Below are 20,433 nucleotides of genomic sequence, written 5' to 3'. Positions count from 1 at the left end.
GGAGCGATGGCATGAGCGACGTGAATCCGGGCGCCCTCGGCCCTTACGACCTCAACGGCAAGGTCGCCGTCATCACCGGCGGCAGCAGCGGCATCGGCGCAGCCTCCGCCCGCCGCCTCGCCGCACTCGGCGCCACCATCGCCATCGGCTACAACAGCGGCCGAGATCGGGCGGAGGCGCTGGCGGCGGAGCTGCCGGGCCGCGGCCACCTGCCGCTGCACCTGCCCATGGCGGATACCGCCGCGATCCGCGCCGCGGCGGCGGAGGTGGAGTCCCGCCTGGGCCGCGCCGATGTGCTGGTGAATTCCGCTGGCACGACGCGCGCCGTGCCGCATGCGGATCTCGAGGCGCTGGACGATGAGACCTTCGACCGCATCCTGATCACCAATGTGCGCGGCCCCTATTCCACCATCCGCGCCTTCGCGCCGCTGCTGAAGCGCGGCGGCGATGCGGTGGTGGTGAATATATCCTCCCTCGCCGCGCAGAACGGGCTCGGCAGCAGCATCGCCTATTGCGCCTCCAAGGCCGCGCTGGATGTGATGGGCGTCTCGCTCGCCCGCGTGCTGGGGCCGGAGATCCGCGTCATCGGCATCTCCCCCGCCGCGGTGGATACCGGCTTCGTGCCGGGCCGCAGCCGCGACGCTGTGCTGAAACAGGCGGCGCTGACGCCGCTGAAGATCCTCTGCCAGGCGGATGACGTGGCGCTCGCGGTGGTCTCCGCCGTCACGCATCTGCGGCTGACCACCGGCACCTCGCTGCTGGTGGATTGCGGCCGGCATCTGTGATTCGAGGGAGACGACGATGCCGATCACGCGCCGCCAGACGCTTGCCGCTTCCGCCCTGCTGGCCCGCCCCGCCTGGGCGCAGGACTTCCCCAACCGGCCGATCCGCGTGATCGTGCCCTATGCCGCGGGCGGAACGGACCAGTATATCCGCCTGCTGCAGAATGACTTCGCGCAGCGGCTGGGCCAACCCGTGGTGATCGAATCCGTGGTGGGTGGCGGCGGTGGCATCGGCGCCAATCGCGTGCGGACCAGCGCGCCGGATGGTTATGCGCTGCTCTTCGGCGGCACCGCCGCGCTCACCGTCGTGCCGCGCATCCAGAACCAGCCCTATACGGCGGCCGATTTCGCGCCGGTCTGCCAGCTGGTGGCGCTGCCCATCATGGTGGCGGCCAAGCGCGGATTCCCGCATCGCAGCGCGCAGGCGATGCTGGACGCGGCCCGCGCGCGGCCCGAAAGCATCTCCTTCGGCTCCCCGGGCATCGGCAGCTCCCCGCATCTGGCGGGCGAGGCCATGGCGCGTGCCGCAGGCGTGAAGCTGCTGCATGTGCCCTATGCCGGGATCGCGCCGGCAATGACGGCGTTGCTGGCGGGCGATATCGACCTGGTGGTGGGCGCGCCCGGCATCATCATGCCGACGGTCGAATCGCACGGCATCATTCCGCTGGCGCAGACCGGCGCCACGCGCAGCGCCGCGCTGCCGGATCTGGTGGCGCTGAAGGAGCTGGGGCTGGAGGTGGACCTGGTGACGCGCTTCGGCTTCTTCGCGCCGAAGCAGACGCCGGAGCCGATCCTGGACCATCTGGACCGCCTCTTCCGCGATGCCGCGGCGGCGCCCGCCTATGCGCAGGCGATGCAGCGCGCCTTCAATGAGGTGCAGCTGCAGGACCGCGCGCAGTTCGGCCGTGCCTTGGCCGAGGAGGATCGTGCCATGGCGCGGCTGATCGAACAGCTCGCCCTGCGCTGACCCGCCTCAGGCATAGCGGATGCCGCAGCCGGGGCCGGGCGGCACGGCGATCATGCCGTCCTCGATCGGCAGCGGCGTGAAGGGGTCGTCCAGGATGTGGTCGTGCTCCGACAGCTCGCAGGCGAAGGGCAGTTGGCGCAGGGAGGCCGCGGCATGGGCCGCGGCGCCCTGCAGCAGCGCCGGGCCGAAGGCGGCGCCGACGCGCGCCGCGATCTGCCCCGCCTCCAGGATCCGCGCCGCGGTGACGAAGTTCCGCACGCCGCCCAGCTTGGTCAGCTTCAGGTTCACCACATCCGCCACGCGGCCTTCGACGACTCGGAACACGTCGGCGATGGTCTCGACGCTTTCATCCGCCTCGATCGGCACCGGCAGCGTGCGCGTCACCAGCGCCAGGCCCGCCCAGTCCCCCGCCGGCACCGGCTGCTCCACCAGCGCGATGTCGTGCCGCTCCATCTGCCGCCAGGCTGTGAGAAAACCCTTGGCGCTGTAGGACTGGTTCGGGTCGAGCGTCAGCGTGACGGTGGTGCCCACCGCCGCGCGCACCTCCGCCACGCGCTGCGCATCCAGCGCGCCCTCCCCGGCCAGCTTCAGCTTCAGCGTGCGATAGCCCTTGCCCACCAGCGCGGCGGCGGAAGCGGCCATTTCCGCCGGCGTCTTGATCGGCAGGATGCGCGATTGCGGGATGCGGTCGCGGAAGCTGCCGCCCATCAGCGCGGAAAGCGGCAGGCCGGCGCGGCGCGCCAGCAGGTCGTGCAGCGCCATGTCGATGGCCGCCTTCACGGACCGGTTGCCGACCAGCGTCGCCTCCATCAGGTCCAGGATGGCGCCGGCCTCCGCCGGGTCGCGGCCGATCAGCAGCGGCCGCAGGAAATGCAGCGCCGCCTCCGCCCCCGCGCCATGCGTGGTGATGGCGGGGATCGCATGCGCGTAGCCGAGTCCCACCACGCCGTCCTCATCGGTCAGCACCAGCACCCAGCCCTGCAGTTCCGGCACCGTCGCGCGCGCGAATTTCCAGCCGGCATCGGCCTGTCGCTGGGTGCAGGGGCGCAACTCGGCCGTGACGATGGGCATGCGGTGTCCTCCGTGATTCGCGGCGGAGACTGCCACGCGGCCCCACCGCGCGCGCCGCGCAAGGGCCGTCTTTCCGGAATGCGGAACGCGGCGAGATAGCCCCGTCCCGCCCCCGCTGCCCGCCTTACACTGCGGCCACGCGAAGGGAGCGCCCCAAGATGCCGGTCCGAACCTCGTCACCGCCCTGGCAGAGGCGCCAATTGCTGCTGGCCCCGCTGCTACTGGGGGCCAGCCTCGCCTCGCCCGCCTTCGCCGCCTTCCCGGACCGGCCGATCCGCCTGGTGGTCGCCTATGCCGCCGGCGGCACCGGCGACCTGGTTGGGCGGCTGGTGGGCGAGGGGCTTTCCGCGCGGCTCGGCGTGCCGGTGGTGGTGGAGAACCAGGGCGGCGCCGGCGGTGCGATCGCCGCGCGCGCCGTGGCCCGCGCGGCGCCGGATGGCACCACCATGCTCCTCGCCGGCAATGCCATCTTCGCCATCCTGCCGCATATCACGCAGGTCGGTTTCGACCCGGTGCGGGATTTTACGGCCATTGCCAATATCAGCGAGTCGCAGCGCCTGCTCGCCGTTCGCAACACCTTGCCCGTGGCGACGCTGGCGGAGCTGGTGGACTACGGCAGGCGCAATCCCGGCAAGCTGAACTACGGCTCCTCCGGCATCGGCTCCACGCTGCATGTGATGACGGAGATGTTCCGCCGCGAGGCGGGGTTCGAGGCGGTGCATATCCCCTTCCGCGGCTCGGCGCCGGCGGTGCAGGCCATGCTCGGCGGCGATGTGGATTTCCTGATCGACACCGTCGTGATCCAGCATGTGCAGCAGGGAAGGCTGCGCGGCCTGGCCGCGGTGGGCGACCGCCGCCTGCCGCAGCTGCCGAATATCCCCACCCTGGCCGAGCAGGGCTTCCCCAATGTCCGCACCTCCGGCTGGCAGGCGCTGATGGGCCCGGCGGGGATGCCGCCCGAGATCGTCGCCACCATCGCGCGGCATGTCGAGGCGATGCTGCAGGAACCTGCCTTCCTCGACCGGCTGGGCCGCATCGGCGTGGTGCCCAGTTTTCGCTCGCCGAGCCAGCTGGCGGAGGATCTGGCCGAGGATACGCGGCAATTCGGCGCCATCATCCGCAGCGCCGGGATTTCCGCCGAATGAGCGAGAGCCTGAACCACCGCGCCGCCGCCTGGGCCGCTGGCCTGACACTGACGCAGGTCCCGGCGGAGGTGGTGGAGTCGACCAAACTGCGCATCCTCGACCTGGTCGGCGTGATGCTGGCGACGAAGCCCTTGCCCCTCGTCGCCGCCGCGCGGCGTGCGGCGGTGGCGCTGGAAGGCGGCGGTGGCGCGCGCATCCTGGGCGAGGCGGCCCCGGTCGCGCCGATGGCGGCCGCCTTCGTCAATGGCGTGATGACCGCGGTGCTGGAATTCGACGACACTCATATCGAGAGTTTCATCCACCCTACCGCGCCCTGCGTCGCCGTCGCCTTTCCCGAAGGCCAGCGCCGCAACCTCTCCGGCCGAGCCTTGATCGAGGCCGTGCTGGTGGGCAGCGAGCTGACCTGCCGGCTCGGCCGCATCACGCCGGTGCGCCTGCACAACCTGGGCTTCCACCCCACCGCCGTCTTCGGCGTCTTCGGCGGCGCCTATGCGCTGGCAAGGCTGCGCGGCCTGGGGGCGCCGGTCATCGCGGATGCGATCGGCGCGGCCGGCAGCCTCTCGGCCGGGCTCAACGCCTCCTTCGAGGATGGCAGCTCCACCAAGATGATGCATGTGGGCTTCGCCGCCACCGGCGCGCTGCGCGCCATGGCGCTGGCGGAGGCTGGCATTTCGGGCCCCGGACCGGTCTTCGACGGCCGCTTCGGCTGGTTCCGCAGCCATGTGCAGGGCCGCGACGACCTGCGCTTCGACGCGCTGTGCGACGGCCTCGGCGACAACTGGGAAGTGCTGAACATCGCGTCGAAGGTGCATCCCTGCGCCTTCACCATGATGCCGCATATCGAGGCCGCCATCGCGCTGCGCAGCACGCATGGCGTGAAGCCGGAGGAGATCGCCGAGGTGGTCTGCCAGATCGGCAAGCGATCCTTCCCGACGATGTGCGAACCCGTCGCCGACAAGCGCCGCCCCGCCACCACCTGGCACGGCCGCATCAGCCTGCAGCACACGGTGGCGGAGGCGCTGGTGCGCGGCCGCATGGACAAGGACGCCTATGCCGAATCCAGCCTGCGCGATCCCGTGATCAACGCCCTGGCTGACCGTGTGCTCTACGAGGACGATCCGGCGACGGAGCCCACGCGCTCCGGCGGCACCGTCACGCTGCGGATGCGGGATGGCCGCGTGCTGACGCATCGCATCGACGACATGCGCGGCACCCGCAGCAATCCGATGTCGCGCGACGACATCGTCGCGAAATTCCGCGCCAATGTCCGCGACGTGCTGGCGCCGGCCCAGGCGGAGGCGGCGGTGGATCGCCTGCTGCGGCTGGAGGCGGTGGAGGATGTGGCGCCGGTCTTCGACGCGCTCGCCGGCTGAGCTATTCCGGCCGCGCCATCGCCCGCAGCCGTTCCATGGAGGCGGTGATCTGCCGGCTCGCCTCCTGCAGCGCCGGCACCAGTTCCCCGGTCAATGCGGCATGGCCGACGACGGACCGGAAATAGCTGAGGCCGAGCGTGCCGGCGACCTGCTCGCCCTGCATGATCGGCACCGCCACGGTGTTCGAATTGCGCGGCTCCACCTTGGGGTCGCGCTGCGCATAGCCCTCCCGCCGCACCATCGCGACCATCCGCTGCACCACACGGTCCAGGTTCGGCGGATTGTCCTCCGGATCCGGGCTGGCGGCGAGCAGGCTGAGCAGGATGCGCTGCTCGGCTTCGGGGCAGAAGGCCAGATAGGCGCGGCCGATGGCGCGCGTCACCATGCTGAAGCGCACGCCGACCGTCGCGTGGAAGGGCGAGACGGCGCTGTCCGCCATGGTGCTGACGGCGACCACCACGCGCCCCTGGTCCGGCACTGCGATGGCGGCGGGCCATTTCAGCCGCCGCGTCAGGTCCGCCGCCCAGGCGCGCCCGGCCTCCGCCACCAGCGGCCCGCCATGGAAGCCGGAGCTCAGCGCCGCGACCTGGGAGGTGATGCGATAGCCCAGCCCCCGCTCCCCCTTCACCACCAGGCCGGCGGTGATCAGCGTGCCGAGCAGGCGCATGATGGTGGGCTTGGGCAGGCCGGTGGCGCGGTGCAGCTGGTCCACCGTGGTATGGCGCTGCCGGTTCAGCTCCTTCAGCAGGGCCAAGGCGCGCAGCACGGAATTCACCGGCGGGCCGCTCATCGCCGCGCGATCGCCAGATGCGTCATCGGTCGTCATCCCCCGAAGCGGTGCTGCAGCCGCCTTGGCGCGCATTCGGCCCAGCGCGGGGCGCGGGGTCAAGCGGGCGGGCTTTCCGGCTGCCGGAACCGGGCGAGCGGCCGCTTGCCTCCCCGGCCGCAGCCCGGGAGGGTCCGGCCTCATCCAAGGGGGAAACGCGCCATGATGCCATCCGATGCCGCGCGCTGCGGCCGCCGCCGGCTGCTCGGCACCACGCTCCTGGCGGCCGGGCTGCTGCGGGGCACAGCGGCCGCGGCCCAGGGCTTTCCCAGCGGCCCGATCCGCATCGTCATCGGCTTCGGCCCGGGCGGGCTTGCGGATCTCACGGCGCGGCTGGTGGGCGAACAGCTGGCGCAGCGCCTCGGCCAGCAGGTGGTGGTGGACAATCGCCCGGGCGCCGGCGGGGCGGTCGCCGCCCGGCTCGGCGCCAGCGCGCCGCCGGATGGCCAGACGCTGATGATCCTCAGCACCGGCAATGCCATCAACAAATCCCTGTTCAAGTCGCTGCCCTATGACCCGGTGGCGGATTTCACCGCCATCTCCGCCCTGGTCTCCTTCGACCTGCTGCTGCTGACCGGCGCCCATTCGCCGCTTCGCTCGGTGCAGGATGTGCTGGCGGCCGGGCGCAATGGGGGGCGGATCGCGATCGGCACCATCAGCCCCGGCAGCACGCAGAACCTGGCCGCCGAATGGCTGCGCGTCGCCGCCGGGCTGGAGGCCACCGTCATCCCCTATCGCACCACGCCGGAGGTGCTGACCGCCGCACAGCGCGGCGATGTGCAACTGGCCTTCGAATCCTTCGCCGCGGCGCGCGGGGCGCTGGAGGGCGGGCAGATCCGCGCCATCGCCGGCACGGGGGAACAGCGGTCCCAGCTGCTGCCCGAATTGCCGACGCTGCGCGAGGCCGGGCTGGCGGATTACGCCGTCACCGGCTGGAACGGCCTTTTCGCCCCGGCCCGCACGCCGGCCCCCGTCATCGCGCTGCTGAACGACCATCTGCGGGAGATCCTGGCCATGCCGGCGATGCGGGCGCGACTGCTGGCGCTGGGCGTGGAACCGGCGCCGAATGCGCCGGCGGAGATGGCGGCACTGCTGCAGCGGGACATCGCGACCTGGGCGCAGGTCATCGAACGCGCCGGCATCGAACGGCAGTGACAGGAAAGGGCGTCGGCCCGCCCGCATCCTCTCCCGCAATGCAGGCCTGCTCTGCGACTTCCCGTAGCATTGAAGCCGGATGATGCGGCCCATGCGGCCGACCGATTCGCTGCGGCAACCGCCGGTTGAGCCTGCGTCAAGGATCGCGCTATACCTCAAGGCAACATGACGAGGCACCCCGTCGCTTGCGGGGTGGAACCGGTTGCCTGAGATCCATCTTCCGACGGTCTTCGTCTTCTCCGCCTTCCTCGGCGGATTCATGGGCCTGGCGATGCTCTGGCTCTGGACCCAGGACCGGGCAGAGCCGGCGCTGGCGAGCTGGGGCCTGGCTCGGCTGCTGGGTTCCGTCGGAACGGTGCTGATCGGTGCCCGCGGCGTGGCGCCGGATTGGGTCTCCATCGACCTCGCCAATGCGCTGGTCTGCATCGGCCTCGGCCTGAACTGGACCGGCGCGCGGCTGTTCGAGGGACGGCGGGCGCAGACCTGGGTGGTGCCACTGGGCGCCCTCGTCTGGCTCGCCGCCAACCAGGTGCCCGCCTTCCACGCCAACATCGACCTGCGGGTGGCGCTGATGGGGCTGGTCATGCTGGCCTATAACGGCCTGGCGCTGCGGGAGCTGGTGCGCGGCCAGCGGGTGGCGCCGCTGCCCTCCCGCCCGCTGTTCATCATGTTGCTGGCCGGCGTGACCGTGACCTATCTGGCGATCGCCGGTGGCGCGCTGGCGCTCGCGCCGCGGCCGAGCGATACGGAATTGCCGGTGGGCTTCATGTTCAGCGCGCTGTTCTTCCTCAATGTGGTCTTCCTGGCCGGCGGCACGGTGCTGCTGGTGGCGCTGACCAAGGAGAAGGCGGCCATGCGCGCCACCGCCGCCCTGGCCGCGGCGCGCGACGCGGCGGACCGCGCCAGCGCGCACAAGACCCGCTTCCTGTCGCGGATGAGCCATGAACTGCGCACCTCGCTCAATGGCGTGATGGGGCTGGCCCAGGCGCTTGCGCATGACAGCTCCATGGGGCCGGCGCAGCGGCTGCAGGCGGAGACGCTGGAACAGGCCGGCCGCCACCTGCTGGCGATCCTGAACGAGGTGCTCGATATCTCCCGCATCGAGGCCGGGCGCTTCGTGGCCCTGCCGCGTCCGCTGCGGCTCGAAGGCTTCCTCCGCACCAGCCTGGCGATGATGCAGGACGCCGCCGAGGCCAAGCGGGTGACGCTGGTGCTGCAGCTCGACCCCGCCTTGCCCCGGACCGTGCTGGGGGATGGGCTGCGGCTGCGGCAGATCCTGATGAACCTGCTGGCCAATGCCATCCGCTTCAGCCCGGCCGAGGGGACGGTGACCCTGCGGGTGGCCGCGGAGGGGGAGATGGTGACCTTCGCCGTGACCGATACCGGCAGCGGCGTGGCCCCCGCGCTGCGGCCGCATCTCTTCGAGGAATTCGCGCAAGGCCATGCCGGCGAGTCCCGCACCGGCAGCGGGCTGGGCCTGGCCATCAGTGCCGCCCTGGCGCGGGCGCTGGGCGGCAGCCTGGCGCATGCGGATGGGCCGCGGGGCCGCGGCAGCTGCTTCACCCTGGCCTTGCCCCTGCCCGCGACGGCGGAGGAGGAGCCGGCCCCGGCCCACCCGCCCGCCACCCCGCCCGCTGCGGCCCCAGGGCTCCGCATCCTGGTGGTGGACGATGTCGCCGCCAACCGCTTCGTCGCCATGGCGCTGCTGGGCCCGGCCGGCCACCAGGTGATCGAGGCCGAGAGCGGCGAGGCGGCGCTGGCCCTGCTGCAGACGGATCCGCTGCCCGACCTGATCCTGATGGATGAGCAGATGCCGGGCCTGAGCGGCAGCGCCACCGCCGCCCGCATCCGCGCCCTGCCGGGGCCGGCGGCGCGCCTGCCGATGCTGGCCTTGACGGCGGATGCCCTGCCCGAGCAGGTCCAGGCCATGCTGGAAGCGGGCTTCGACGGCCATCTGTCCAAGCCGGTGGAACGCCGCGCCCTGCTGGCCGCCGTCGCCCGCATCGGCGCGGCGCGGCAGGACCGGGCGCTGGAAACCGGCCCCGCGGCCTGACGCGCCCCTGGTTCAACCCCCGGTCAACCCCTGGTCAACCCCTGGGGCGCCCCAGCCGCCGCGCCCGCCACAGCAGCCAGGCGACGATCACGACATTCGCCGCGTTCCAGGCCATGCCGTTCAGGAAGGCCATGGCATAGCTGCCGGTCCAGTCGAAGACGAGGCCCGAGAGCCAGCCGCCCAGCGCCATGCCCAGCAGGGTGGCCATCAGCACGATGCCAACCCGGGTGCCGGCCTGCCGGGCCGGGAAATACTCCCGCACGATCACCGCATAGCTCGGCACGATGCCGCCCTGGAACAGGCCGAACAGGGCGGAGATCAGGTAGAGCGACACCAGGCTGTCGAAGAACAGGTAGAAGGCCAGCGCCACCGCCTGCAGCACGGAGCCCAGCAGCAGCGTGGCCAGCCCGCCGATGCGGTCCGCGATCAGCCCCGAGACGATGCGGGAGACGATGCCGCAGGCCAGCATCAGGGACAGCATCTCCGTCCCCCGCGCCACGCCATAGCCGAGGTCGCCGCAATAGGCGACGATATGGACCTGCGGCATGGCCATGGCGACGCAGCAGCCGATGCCGGCGAAGCAGAGCAGCGCCGTCAGGCTGTTCGGGCGCATCCCAAGCGGCCGGTCGGTCGCCAGGGGCGGTGCGCCGGCCACCACGGGCGCCACGCGCAGCACCGGGGCGCGGGCCCGCAAAAGCAGGGCCAGCGGCAGCATGGTGACCAGCAGCGCGATCCCCACCAGCAGATGCGCCATGCGCCAGCCCTGCGCCACGATCAGCGCCTGCAGGATGGGCGGCCAGACCGTGCCGGCCAGGTAGTTGCCGGAGGCGGCGAGGGCCACCGCGATGCCGCGCCGCCGCCGGAACCAGAGCGAGGCATCCGCCATCAGCGGCCCGAAGGCGGCCGACGACCCCAGCGCGCCGATCAGCACCCCCTGGGCCAGGGCGAAGGCCGTCAGGCTCGGCGCCATGGCGGCCAGCACATAGCCGCCCGCCAGCATCACCGTGCCGAAAAGCACCGGCACCATGATCCCGAAACGGTCGGCCAGCCGCCCCATCAGGATGCCGCCCGTGGCGAAGCCGATCATGGTCAGGGTGTAGGGCAGCGAGGCCTCGCCCCGCGTCGCGCCGAATTCCGCCTGCACATGCGGCAGCGCCACCACCACCGTCCACATGCCGGCGCCGCCCAGCGTGGCGAGGCCGACGATGGCCGCCAGCCGGATCCAGCTCTGCCGGCTGTCGAGAATCGCGGCCGCCGGGTCGGGGCTCACGCCTCCGGGCCGAAGGTGACGAAATCGGCCAGCGGCGCGCGCTCCGTCTCCAGCCGGTTGGTGGGCTCGTCCGGGTCGGCGAAGCCCAGCGACATGCCGCAGACCAGCGCCTGGTCGTCCGCCAGGCCCAGCACGCGGCGCACCACGTCATGGTGGTCGCACCAGGCGGCCTGGGCGCAGCTGTCGAGGCCCAGCCCGCGCGCGGCCAGCATGATGGATTGCAGGAACATGCCGTAGTCGAGCCAGGACCCCTGGTTCAGGTCGCGGTCGATGGTGAAGAACAGGCCGACGGGGGCGCCGAAGAAGTCGAAGTTGCGGGCGCGCTGGGCATGGCCCGCCGCCGCATCGCCGCGTGCCACCCCGGCCAGGGCATAGAGCCCCCAGCCCACCTTGCGGCGCCGCGCCAGATAGGGCTCCCGCCAGATGGTCGGGTAGTACTCATAGTCCCGCTTCACCGTGGCGCCGGCATCATGCGCGGCGCGGACCTCGGCGCTCAGCCGCGCCTTCTCCGCCCCCTGCGTCACCCGCACCCGCCAGGGCTGGATATTGGAGCCGGAGGGGGCGCGGGCGGCCGCGCTGAGGATCCGCTCCAGGCTTGCGCGCGGCACCGGGTCCGGCCGGAAGCCGCGCAGGCTGCGGCGCGTGGCCAGCGCCTCGAATACATCCATTGTTGACCGACGCCCTCCAGATGCGCGCCATCCTGTCCTGCCAGGCGGTTGCAGGCAATTCGCCGGCGGTGGGCAAGGCCGCGTGCGGGGTGGGCGAACAATTCGCTTCATGGTTGGGTCATGATTGACGCAGGATGCGGCCACCATGCGCCGCAGCCCCGCCCTCCTCACCCTTGCCGCCTCCGGCCTCGCCGTCGCGCCCCTCGCCCCGCCGGCGGCCGCCCAGGCGCCGGATGCGCGCCCAACGGGCGGCGCCGTGGTGGCGGGCCAGGCCAGCATCAGCCAGACCGCCAGCCGCACCCAGGTGAACCAGGCCAGCGACCGGGCGGTGATCGAGTGGCAGCGCTTCGATGTCGGCCGCAATCACCAGGTGGATATCCGCCAGCCGGCCGCCACCTCCTGGTCCCTGAACCGGGTGACCGGGGGCGACCCCTCCGCCATCGCCGGCCGGGTCACCTCCAATGGCGGGGTGGCGCTGGTCAATCCGGCGGGGGTGGTCTTCCACCAGGGGGCGCAGGTGGATGTGGCGGCGCTGATCGCCACCACCTCCGACATCACCAACCAGAATTTCCAGGCCGGCCGCATGCAGTTCGATGGCGTGCCGCGGCCCGGCGCCCGCGTCGAGAATCGCGGGCAGGTCACGGTGGCGCAGCAGGGGCTGGCCGCGCTGGTCGCGCCGCAGGTGGCCAATTCCGGCACCATCCGCGCCCGGCTCGGCCGGGTTGCCCTGGCGGCCGGGGAGGCCTTCACGCTGGACCTGGCCGGCGACGGGCTGCTGGCGCTGGACGTCACGCGACAGGTCGCCACCGCCCCCTCCGGCGCCACGTCGCTCGTGACGCAGACCGGCACCATCGAGGCGGAGGGCGGCAGCGTGCTGCTCAGCGCCCGCGCCGCCTCCGGCGTGCTGGAGAACCTGGTCCAGGCCGGCGGCAGCACCAGCGCGGCGCAGCTCGCCCTGCGGGCGGAAGGCGGCGGGGTGCGGATCGACGGCGCCCTGGCCGGCCGCAGCATCGAGGCGACGGCCAGCGGCAGCGTCCAGGCCAGCGGCACCGCCCGCATCACGGCGCAGCCCGGCGGGCAGGTGACGCTGGGCGCCGGCGCCGAGAGCCGCATCGGCCAGCCCCGCCGACTGGCCGCCCGCACCACGGTGGCGCCCGGCGCGGAGATCACCGCCCCCGGCGGCACCGTCATCGTCCATGCGGCGGAGCGCACGGAGATGCGCGGCGCCATCCGGGCGGAGGGCGGCGCCATCGAGGTCTCGTCCCGCGGCGCACTCGCGCTGGACGGGCTGATGGAGGCCGGCGCGACCGGCACCGTCCTGGTCGACCCGGTGACGCTGCGCGTGGTCTCGACGCTCAGCGGCGCGACCGAGCCGGCGGAAATCACCGCCGCCACGATCGGCGCCACCACCGGGGCGCTGACCCTGCAGGCGGAACAGGCCATCCGGGTGGAGGCCGCGATCAACAAGCCGAGCGGGCCGCTGACGCTGGAGACCACGGGCGCCACCGCCCAGGGCATCGAGATCCGCCGCGGCATCACCGTGACCGGCGACCTGGTGCTGCGTTCGGCCGGGGACATCACCCAAAATGCCAGCGGCGCGGCACTGAACCTCGGCACGCTGGAGGCCCGCAGCAGCGGCGGCGCCGTGCGGCTGAACGCCGCCGCCAATACCATCCGGGCGATCGCCGGCGGCAGCGCCGCCGCGCGCTTCGACGTCACCAGCCGCCTCGCCATGACGGTGGATGGCGCGGTGACCGCGGCCGATATCGCGCTGGAGACGCCGCAGACGCTCAGCCTCTTCGCGCCGCTCACCGCCACCGGCGGGGTGGACCTCTTCGCACTGCGCGGCGTCACCCAGCAGGCCAGCGGCGCCGGGGTGACGGCCGGGCTGCTGCGGCTGGATTCGGCGCTGGGCGCGGTGGCGCTGGCCGGCGAGGGCAACCGCATCGCCCGCCTCGGCGACAGTTTCGCCCCCCGGGGCCTGGCGCTGACCACCACGGGACCGCTGGAGGTGGCAGGCGGCGTGAATGCCGGGCTGGTGACGCTGGAGGTGCGGCAGGGGGACCTGACCCAGGCGGCCAATTCGCGGCTGATCGCGGAGACGCTGCAATTGCGCGTGCCCGATGGGCTGGTGCGCCTCGATGCCGGGCTGAACGGCATCGCCCAGCTGTATGGCGAGGCCGGGGACCGGATGCTGGTGGCGACCGCCGGCGACCTGATGCTCGCCGCACCGCTGAGCGCGCCGGAGATCGAGCTGCGCCTCGGCGGCGGGCTGACCCAGGACCAGGGCGCGCGGATCAGCACGCTGCGGCTGGACGTGGAGGCGCCGGGCGGCATCACCTTGGCCGATCCCACCAATGCCATCGCCACCCTCGGCACGCTGCGCAGCGATGGTGTGATCAGCCTCGCGACGAGCGGCGCGCTGGAGCTGCTGGGCAGCGTCACCGCGCCGGCCGTGACGCTGACGGCCGGCGGCGCGCTGCGGGCCGGGGCGGGCGCCGCCCTGGTGACGGACCGCGCCCGCCTCGCCGGCGCCAGCGTGGCTGTGGAGGGCAGCGGCCATGCGGTGGGCGTGCTGGCCGGCGGCGGCGCGACCGGCGATTTCCGCCTCTCCCAGGATGGCGGCCTGCGGGTGGATGAGGCGATGACGGTGGGCGGCAGCCTGGCGCTGGAAGCCGCCACGCTGTCCCTGGAAGCGCCCGTCACCGCGGCCAGCGCCAGCCTGCGCGCCCGCACGGGGGATATCACCCAGGATGCCTTCGGCGCGATCCGCGCCAGTCGGCTGGTGGCGGAAGCCCCGCTCGGCCAGGTGCTGCTGGCCCAGGCGGCGAATGACGTGGCGCGGATCGGCGGCACGGCGCTCGGCGATTTCGCCTGGCGCGGCAGCGGCGATGCGGCGCCGGACCCGACGGCCGGGCTGGCCGGCGCCCGGCTGCTGCTGCAGTTCGGCGGCGACTTCCGGCAGGACCCCACCGCCACCGCCGGCCTCGCCACGCCCTATCTCGCCCTGCAGGCCGGGGGGACGGTGGATCTGCGCGGTGCGGCCAATGCGGTGACACAGCTCGGCGCCATCAGCGCCCCGGGCGGGCTGGCGCTGCACAGCACCCAGGCGCTGCAGATCACCGCCCCGCTGGCCACGGCCGGGGAGCTGGACCTGGCAGGCACCTCCCTCACCCAGGACAGCGGCGCCAGCCTTTCCGGCAGCCTGCTGCGGGCGCGGGCAACGGCCGGCGATGTGCGGCTGGAGGATGCGGCGAACAGCCTGCCGCGCCTCGGTGCCGGCAGCGCCACCGGCCAGTTCCGCATCGCCACCAGCGGCACCCTGACGCTGGAGGGGGCGCTGAGTGCCGGCGACACCATCTCCCTCCTCGCGGCGGACAGCCTGGGCCAGGCGGCAAGCGGCGCCGGCATCGCAGCCCCGCGGCTTCTGGCGCGCTCCGTCTTCGGCAATGTCACGCTGCTCGGCGCCGGCAACAGCTTCGGCACGCTCGGCGCCAGCGGCGCGGCGGGCGATTTCGCCCTGGCGCAGCAGGGGCCGCTGGCGCTGGGGCTGGATGGGCCGGTCGCGGCGCCGACGCTGTTCTTCCGCACCGAAAGCGGCCTGACCGACGTGGCCGGCGGCGCCCTGCGCGGCACGGCGCTGCGGCTGGAGACGGATGGGCCGGTGCGGCTGGATGCCGCCGGGCGGCATGCCATCGATTCCATCGGCGGCCGCGCCGGCAGCCTGGCGCTGGCCGTCGATGGCCCGTTGCAGGTGACGGAGGCGCTGGCCGCACCCGGCGCGCTCAGCCTCTCCGCCGCCAGCCTCGGCCTGCTGGCCCCGGTCGCCGCCGGCACGGCGCAGCTGGAGGCGACCACGGGCGACATCACCCAGACGCTGCGCGGCGCCGGCCTTTCCGCCACCATCCTGAGCGCCCGTGCCATGGGTGGGCAGGTGCTGCTGGATGGGCAGGGCAACCAGGTGGCGGCGCTGGGCGCGGGCGGGGCCTCCGGCGGCTTCGCCCTGGCGCAGGAGGGATCCGCACCGCTGCTGCTGACCGGGGCGATCGCGGCCGGCACCATCTACCTGCGCGCCGAGACCGGGATCCAGGACAGCCCCGGCGCCCGGCTCACCACCGGGCTGCTGCGGCTGAACACGCCGGGGGCGGCGCAATTCGGGCAGGTGCATGACGTGGCCCTGCTCGGCGGCCAGCTCGGCGGGCTGACGCTCGCCAGCAGCCGCGCCCTGGCGGTGGAGGAGGCGCTGGATGTCACCGGCGCCCTCGCCCTCTCGGCCAGCGCGCTGCGCTTCGCCGCGCCCGTCACCGCCGGCGGCGCGACGCTGGAGGCCACGGCCGGCGATATTTCCCAGTCCGCCAGTGGCGCGGGGCTCGGCATCGGCAGCGGCGGGCTGCGGCTTTCGGCGACGGGGAGCATCGCGCTGGAGGGGGCGGGCAATGCGGTGCCGCTGCTGCTGGGCGCCAGCGCGCAGGGCAGCCTCGGCCTGCTGTCCACCAGCGCCATGACGCTGGCCGGCACCGCCAGCGGCGCGGATGTGGTGCTGCGCTCGGCCGGGGCCATGCGGCTGGATGGCGCGGTGCTGCAGGCGGATCGCGCCGTGCTGCTGGCCAGCCCCCAGGGTTTCGGCGCCGGCGCCCCCAGCCGGGTGGTGGCGCGGAACCCGGCCGCGCTGCCGGTGCTGCTGATGGACAGCCGCGTGGGCGGGCTGACCGCGATTCCCGCCGGCCTGGTGGCGGACCAGCCCGGCCTGGCCCCGGCGCAGCAGCCGACGCAGCTGGCCAGCTTCGGACCGGCACAGGCAGCCCCGGCGGGGCCCGCGGTCTTCGCCCTGGATACGGGGGCAGCGCCCGTCTTCCTGCTGCTGGACGGCGCGGCCGTGCTGGGCACGCTGGATGCCGGGCGGCTCGGCGTGCTGGGCCAGGGTGGGTCGGCCTTCCTCCTGGGCACGCTGGGCGGCGTGGGCGGCGCGGCGGCGGCGCAGCTGGTGGCGGTGCCCGCCACCTCCGCCGGCTACCAGTTCAACAATTGCGTCATGGCGGCCAGCACCTGCAGCGGCCTGCCGCCGGTGGTGGATCCGCCCGTGGATCCCCCGGTGATCGACCCGCCGGTGGTGCCGCCCGTGGTGGACCCGCCCGTCGTGCCGCCGGTGGTGGTGATCCCGGACCCCGCTTCGCCCCTGGCACTGGCCCTGCCGGCCAATGACACGGCGCCGAGGCTGGCCGAATGGGATCTGCGCCGGGGCGTGCCCACCGTGCTGGTGGCCACCCCGCCCCCCTGGCGGCGGGAGGATGATGAGGAGGAGTAGAGCATTTTCAATGCTTTGCGGCTTCGCAAGGCGACTCAGAAAATGCGTCAGAACAATACCTAGAGCCGTTCCACCGTCTCCGGTTTCGGTGAAAAGGCTCCAGGCGGGCGTTTCAGCGCAGGTTGGAAAGCCCCTCCATCAGCCCGCGCAGCATGCCCGCCCCCTCCGCCACGCCATCCAGCCGCAGCGGCCGGCCGGCGGCGGTGCCGGGGGCGGTGGCGAAGCCGACGCGGTCCTGCGCCAGCTCCCCGGCCGAGATCCGGCCATCGCCGTCATAATCCAGGCTTTCCATCAGCAGCCGGGCGGAGAGGATGCCGGCCAGGCTGCCGGCGCCGAGGCTGATCGCCACCGCATCCTGCGTCGCGCCGGCCTCCACCGCCGCCAGCCAGGCGGCGCCGCGCAGCAGGCGCGCGACCTCGGCCACCGTCAGCACGCCATCGCCGCTCACATCGGCCTGCGCCACGATGGCCGCCGCGCAGGCGCCCGGCGTGCCGCTGCCGCAGCCAGCCTCCAGGTGTTCCAGCGCGGCCAGGAAGGCCGCGCCTTCGCCATGCAGCGCGGCGAGCGCCACCGGCGGTGCGGGGCAGCGGCGCCACTGGGCCAGCTCGGTCTCCCCCGGCAGGCGGTCGTCGCGCAGCTTGGCCTCGGGCTCCGCCGTCTCCAGCTCCGCCCCGGCACTTCGCAGCATCAGGCGCGGCGCCTCCGCGCCGCCGCCGGTGCCGATGGTCCAGCCGGCGGCACCGCGCAGCTGGCGGAAGCGGAAGAGGCGGGAGGGTGCCTCCGCCTCCACCCGCGCGGCAGCCCGGGCGGTGACCAGCAGCATCGCCTCCGGGTCGGTGCAGGCGCCGGCGAACCAGGCGCCGCGCAGCGCCTCCGGCACGCCCTGGCCGAGGTCGGAGGGTGCCTGGGCCTGGGCCGGCAGGGCGGCGCAGGCGAGCAGCAGGGCGGCGCCCAGCCAATGACGGGACCGGCTCATCGGATCTCGATCTCCTCCCCCTGGCAGAGGTCGAGGCCGGGGCGGCTCACCTCCCGCCCATCGCGGAACACCACCAGCAGATCCGCCGCGCAGGCATCGGCGTCCGGTGCCTCCAGCTCCAGCGTCTCCCCCACCCCCAGCACATCGGCGCCGAGCCGGTCCGCCCCGCGGGGCTCGCCCGGCGGGGCGGCGTAGACCTCGACGATCGGCAGCGGGCCGGCATTGCGCAGGCGCAGCGGGCCGGCCTCGCCTTCCGCGCGCGCGGCGCCCGCGCCGGGCCGGGCGGCCGCGGCCTCGGCCGGGGGTTCCGCGCCCAGCACCCAGCCGGGCGTCAGCACGATGCGCGGCGTGGCGCAGATATCCACCTCGCGCCGCTCCTCGGCGCCGCCATTCGGGAAGACGATGCGGATATCCGCCTCGCATTCCCCCTCCAGCTCCACCGTCGTCTCCTCCCCCACCGGCAGCAGGGTGGTGGTGCCGAGCCGTTCGGGGCCCCAGTCGCTGTCGGTGCTGGCGGAGACATAGACCTCCTGTACCGTGGCCAGGTGGCGGTTCACCAGCACCAGGCTGTGGCGCGGCAGGGGCGGCACGCCGCTGCGGTCGAAGACCACGCCGCGCTCGGCGCAGAGGTCGAGCTGGGACTTCACCTCCTCCCGGTCATCGGCATAGACGGCGCGCAGGTCGAAGCGGCAGGCGCGGGTGCGCATGCGCAGGCGGAAGGCGCCGCCGGTCTCGATCACCTGGCTGCCCAGCCGGTCCGGCCCCCATTCGGCACCGCCATCGCTGCTGGCATAGAGCTCCCGCAGCACCACCTCGCTGCGATTGGCCACCGCCACTTCCAGCGTCGGCATGGCGGGGTCGCCGAAGACCAGGCGCGGGTTGCGGCAGATGTCGACGCCATTGCGCGCCTCCTCCCGCCCATCCTGCCAGACCGCCACGACGTCGAAGGTGCAGGCGGATTGGCGGCCAAGCCGGGCGCGAAAGGTGGCGCCGGGCGCCACCATCTCATCGCCCAGCCGATCCGGCCCGCGATCGGCGCTGCCGCGCGGAAAGACGTAAAGAAAGTTCAGCGTCAGGTCGGTCTCGTTCTGCACCGTCACCTGGCGGTTGGGTGGCTGCGACTGCTGCGCGCCGGCCGTCGCGGCACCCAGCAGGCCGAACAGGAGGGCCAGCAGAAGGCGGAAGGCCGGGCGCGCCCGCGGCACGGGGGGGGCCAGCTTCGGCCGGAAGGCCGGAACACCGCGCATGGAAGACCGATTCCCTTGTGGAAGCATCACCATGCGGAGCGCCGCCGCGGCCCGCAAGGGCGCCGGTGCTTCACGCGGTTTCGCGCGACACTATGCCGCGACGCGTGTCTCCTCCGTCACTTTCGGCCGCAGCAGGGCGTATCCCAGAAGGATCAGCGCCAGCAGCGCGCCGGCCAGCGCCGGCGCCCGCCAGTCGCCAGTGCCCAGCCGGTTCAGCAGCAGCGCGCCGCAGACCAGCGCGCCGGCCGCCGGCACCGGCCAGGGCACCTCGAAGCCGCCACGCGGCTCGCCCGGGCGGCGCTGCAGCACCAGCAGCGCCACGTTCACCACCGTGAAGACCGCCAGCAGCAGCAGCACCGTGGCAGCGGCGAGCTGGCTGATATCGCCGGCCAGCACCAGCGCCACCAGCACCGGCAGCAGCGCGAGGGTGGCCACATGCGGCGTGCGCCGCCCGGCATGCACCTTCGCCAGTGGCTTCGGCAGCAGCCCCTGCCGCGCCATGCCGAAGACCAGGCGGGAGGCGGTGACGTAGTTCAGCAGCGCGGTATTCGCCACGGCAAAGACGGTGATCGCGACATAGCCCCAGCCCGGCACCCAGGGCGCGGCGCGGGCCATCACCTCCGCCAGCGGGCCCGGCGCCGCCGCCAGTTCCCGCCAGGGCACGACGGAGACGGCGGTGATGGCAACCGCGATATACAGCACCGTCGCCGCCAGCATGGCGCCGATGATGCCGAAGGGCAGGGTGCGGCGCGGGTCGCGCGCCTCCTCCGCCACATTGATCGTGTCCTCGAAGCCGATGAAGGCGAAGAAGGTCAGGATCGCGCCGGTCATCAGGAAGGACACGCCGATGCCGTCGCCGGACGGCGTCTCCAGCAGGTCCACGCTGCCCCAATAGGGAAAGCCCACCGCGATCACCAGCAGCAGCCCGGCCGCCTCCACCGCGGTGCAGAGGATATTCACCCACATGCTTTCCTGGATGCCGCGCAGCACGATGCCGCAGATGATCAGCAGGAAGCCCAGCGCCAGCACAATGGCGGGCACGCCCTCCAGCCCCGCCAGGCGCAGCAGGTTCTCCGCCACCACGCGGGACTGCGTGGCGACGGAGGAGAGGCCGGAGGCCATGACCGCCAGCCCCACCACCCAGGTCAGCAGCGGCCGGGCGAAGGCGCGCTGGGTGATGGTGGCGGCCCCGCCGGCCTGCGGATAGCGGCTGCCAAGCGAGGCATAGGACAGGCCGGTCAGCAGCGCGGCCACCATGGCCACCAGGAAGCCGAGCCAGATGGCGGAGCCCAGCTCCCCGGCCGCGCGCCCCACTAGCCCATAGATGCCGGCGCCCAGCATGCCGCCCAGCGTATAGGCGAAGAGCTGGAAGGGCCCGATGCTGCGCGCCAGCGTGGGCTGCCCGCCCGGCTTCTCCGCACGGCCGGGGACCGAGGTCGCAGTCATGGGCGGCAACTCCTGGCACAGGGACGTCCCACCCTGACGCGTGACGAATAGGCAAGGTTCCGTGGCAGCACGCCAGCCCCCCTTTCCCGGCCTTCCGGCGCGGCCGGGGGCTGATTAAGGTGATCGCCGAAATGCGCCCAATGGAGGAA

General features: G+C 73.3%; 14 protein-coding genes. 7 read left to right on the top strand and 7 right to left on the bottom strand.

Going from position 1 to position 20,433, the window contains the following annotated elements:
* The first annotated feature begins 11 nt into the window (after positions 1-11).
* Together ACTIF1_RS16630 and ACTIF1_RS16625 are read left to right on the top strand one after the other, a co-directional pair.
* Positions 12-785 (top strand): SDR family NAD(P)-dependent oxidoreductase, encoded by a 774-nt coding sequence (locus ACTIF1_RS16630; protein WP_439597567.1) that lies wholly within the window; start codon positions 12-14, stop codon positions 783-785.
* A 16-nt stretch (positions 786-801) separates the two neighbouring features.
* Positions 802-1,749 (top strand): Bug family tripartite tricarboxylate transporter substrate binding protein, encoded by a 948-nt coding sequence (locus ACTIF1_RS16625; RefSeq protein WP_439597566.1) that lies wholly within the window; start codon positions 802-804, stop codon positions 1,747-1,749.
* 6 nt (positions 1,750-1,755) lie between these two features.
* Here ACTIF1_RS16625 and ACTIF1_RS16620 read toward each other — a convergent pair whose 3' ends face one another.
* Entirely contained in the window at positions 1,756-2,820 is a 1,065-nt protein-coding gene (locus tag ACTIF1_RS16620; protein ID WP_439597565.1) for a mandelate racemase/muconate lactonizing enzyme family protein, read from the bottom strand.
* Positions 2,821-2,978: 158 nt separating this feature from the next.
* On the opposite strand from ACTIF1_RS16620, the gene ACTIF1_RS16615 reads away from it, so the two are divergent.
* Together ACTIF1_RS16615 and ACTIF1_RS16610 are read left to right on the top strand one after the other, a co-directional pair.
* A complete protein-coding gene (locus ACTIF1_RS16615) occupies positions 2,979-3,965 on the top strand; it encodes a Bug family tripartite tricarboxylate transporter substrate binding protein (protein WP_439597564.1) in 987 nt (328 codons plus the stop codon).
* On the top strand, positions 3,962-5,338 hold the full coding sequence (locus ACTIF1_RS16610; RefSeq protein WP_439597563.1) for an MmgE/PrpD family protein: 1,377 nt from the start codon (positions 3,962-3,964) through the stop codon (positions 5,336-5,338). The genes ACTIF1_RS16615 and ACTIF1_RS16610 overlap by 4 nt, the downstream gene beginning before the upstream one ends.
* A gap of 1 nt (position 5,339) precedes the next feature.
* On the opposite strand, the gene ACTIF1_RS16605 is transcribed toward ACTIF1_RS16610, so the two are convergent.
* On the bottom strand, positions 5,340-6,164 hold the full coding sequence (locus ACTIF1_RS16605) for a DNA-binding transcriptional regulator (protein WP_439597562.1): 825 nt from the start codon (positions 6,162-6,164) through the stop codon (positions 5,340-5,342).
* Positions 6,165-6,326: 162 nt separating this feature from the next.
* Here ACTIF1_RS16605 and ACTIF1_RS16600 point away from each other — a divergent pair, with 162 nt between their 5' ends.
* Complete coding sequence (locus tag ACTIF1_RS16600) at positions 6,327-7,319, top strand: Bug family tripartite tricarboxylate transporter substrate binding protein (RefSeq protein ID WP_439597561.1); 993 nt, start codon at positions 6,327-6,329, stop codon at positions 7,317-7,319.
* A 202-nt stretch (positions 7,320-7,521) separates the two neighbouring features.
* The gene (locus tag ACTIF1_RS16595) at positions 7,522-9,372 is read left to right on the top strand and encodes an ATP-binding protein (protein ID WP_439597560.1); all 1,851 of its coding nucleotides are present in this window, start codon (positions 7,522-7,524) and stop codon (positions 9,370-9,372) included.
* Positions 9,373-9,406: 34 nt separating this feature from the next.
* Here the strand turns inward: ACTIF1_RS16595 and ACTIF1_RS16590 are convergent, their stop codons facing one another.
* Together ACTIF1_RS16590 and ACTIF1_RS16585 are read right to left on the bottom strand one after the other, a co-directional pair.
* Entirely contained in the window at positions 9,407-10,642 is a 1,236-nt protein-coding gene (locus ACTIF1_RS16590) for an MFS transporter (protein ID WP_439597559.1), read from the bottom strand.
* Positions 10,639-11,310 (bottom strand): nitroreductase, encoded by a 672-nt coding sequence (locus tag ACTIF1_RS16585; RefSeq protein ID WP_439597558.1) that lies wholly within the window; start codon positions 11,308-11,310, stop codon positions 10,639-10,641. The genes ACTIF1_RS16590 and ACTIF1_RS16585 overlap by 4 nt, the downstream gene beginning before the upstream one ends.
* A 145-nt stretch (positions 11,311-11,455) precedes the next feature.
* Here ACTIF1_RS16585 and ACTIF1_RS16580 point away from each other — a divergent pair, with 145 nt between their 5' ends.
* Positions 11,456-16,615 carry a two-partner secretion domain-containing protein gene (locus ACTIF1_RS16580; RefSeq protein ID WP_439597557.1) on the top strand — a complete coding sequence of 1,720 codons (5,160 nt, stop codon included), beginning with the start codon at positions 11,456-11,458 and terminating at the stop codon, positions 16,613-16,615.
* Positions 16,616-16,727: 112 nt separating this feature from the next.
* Here the strand turns inward: ACTIF1_RS16580 and ACTIF1_RS16575 are convergent, their stop codons facing one another.
* From ACTIF1_RS16575 to ACTIF1_RS16565, 3 genes are all read right to left on the bottom strand, one after another.
* On the bottom strand, positions 16,728-17,591 hold the full coding sequence (locus ACTIF1_RS16575) for a hypothetical protein (RefSeq protein WP_439597556.1): 864 nt from the start codon (positions 17,589-17,591) through the stop codon (positions 16,728-16,730).
* Positions 17,588-18,838, bottom strand: a complete 1,251-nt coding sequence (locus ACTIF1_RS16570) for a hypothetical protein (RefSeq protein WP_439597555.1) — start codon at positions 18,836-18,838, stop codon at positions 17,588-17,590. The genes ACTIF1_RS16575 and ACTIF1_RS16570 overlap by 4 nt, the downstream gene beginning before the upstream one ends.
* Before the next feature lie 90 nt (positions 18,839-18,928).
* The gene (locus ACTIF1_RS16565; RefSeq protein ID WP_439597554.1) at positions 18,929-20,284 is read right to left on the bottom strand and encodes an APC family permease; all 1,356 of its coding nucleotides are present in this window, start codon (positions 20,282-20,284) and stop codon (positions 18,929-18,931) included.
* Positions 20,285-20,433 lie beyond the last annotated feature (149 nt).

Origin of the sequence: Falsiroseomonas sp., assembly GCF_051860665.1 — a bacterium.
Taxonomy (GTDB): Bacteria; Pseudomonadota; Alphaproteobacteria; order Acetobacterales; family Acetobacteraceae; genus Falsiroseomonas.
The sequence above is the reverse complement of the archived record's forward strand: the minus strand, read 5'-3'. Positions and strand labels throughout refer to the sequence as shown.

Bases quoted from the DNA above. Each gene is read 5' to 3' on its own strand.
- ACTIF1_RS16630 (WP_439597567.1), top strand. From the start codon at position 12: ATGAGCGACGTGAATCCGGGCGCCCTCGGCCCTTACGACCTCAACGGC.
- ACTIF1_RS16625 (WP_439597566.1), top strand. From the start codon at position 802: ATGCCGATCACGCGCCGCCAGACGCTTGCCGCTTCCGCCCTGCTGGCC.
- ACTIF1_RS16620 (WP_439597565.1), bottom strand. From the start codon at position 2,820: ATGCCCATCGTCACGGCCGAGTTGCGCCCCTGCACCCAGCGACAGGCC.
- ACTIF1_RS16615 (WP_439597564.1), top strand. From the start codon at position 2,979: ATGCCGGTCCGAACCTCGTCACCGCCCTGGCAGAGGCGCCAATTGCTG.
- ACTIF1_RS16610 (WP_439597563.1), top strand. From the start codon at position 3,962: ATGAGCGAGAGCCTGAACCACCGCGCCGCCGCCTGGGCCGCTGGCCTG.
- ACTIF1_RS16605 (WP_439597562.1), bottom strand. From the start codon at position 6,164: ATGACGACCGATGACGCATCTGGCGATCGCGCGGCGATGAGCGGCCCG.
- ACTIF1_RS16600 (WP_439597561.1), top strand. From the start codon at position 6,327: ATGATGCCATCCGATGCCGCGCGCTGCGGCCGCCGCCGGCTGCTCGGC.
- ACTIF1_RS16585 (WP_439597558.1), bottom strand. From the start codon at position 11,310: ATGGATGTATTCGAGGCGCTGGCCACGCGCCGCAGCCTGCGCGGCTTC.
- ACTIF1_RS16580 (WP_439597557.1), top strand. From the start codon at position 11,456: ATGCGCCGCAGCCCCGCCCTCCTCACCCTTGCCGCCTCCGGCCTCGCC.
- ACTIF1_RS16575 (WP_439597556.1), bottom strand. From the start codon at position 17,591: ATGAGCCGGTCCCGTCATTGGCTGGGCGCCGCCCTGCTGCTCGCCTGC.
- ACTIF1_RS16570 (WP_439597555.1), bottom strand. From the start codon at position 18,838: ATGCGCGGTGTTCCGGCCTTCCGGCCGAAGCTGGCCCCCCCCGTGCCG.
- ACTIF1_RS16565 (WP_439597554.1), bottom strand. From the start codon at position 20,284: ATGACTGCGACCTCGGTCCCCGGCCGTGCGGAGAAGCCGGGCGGGCAG.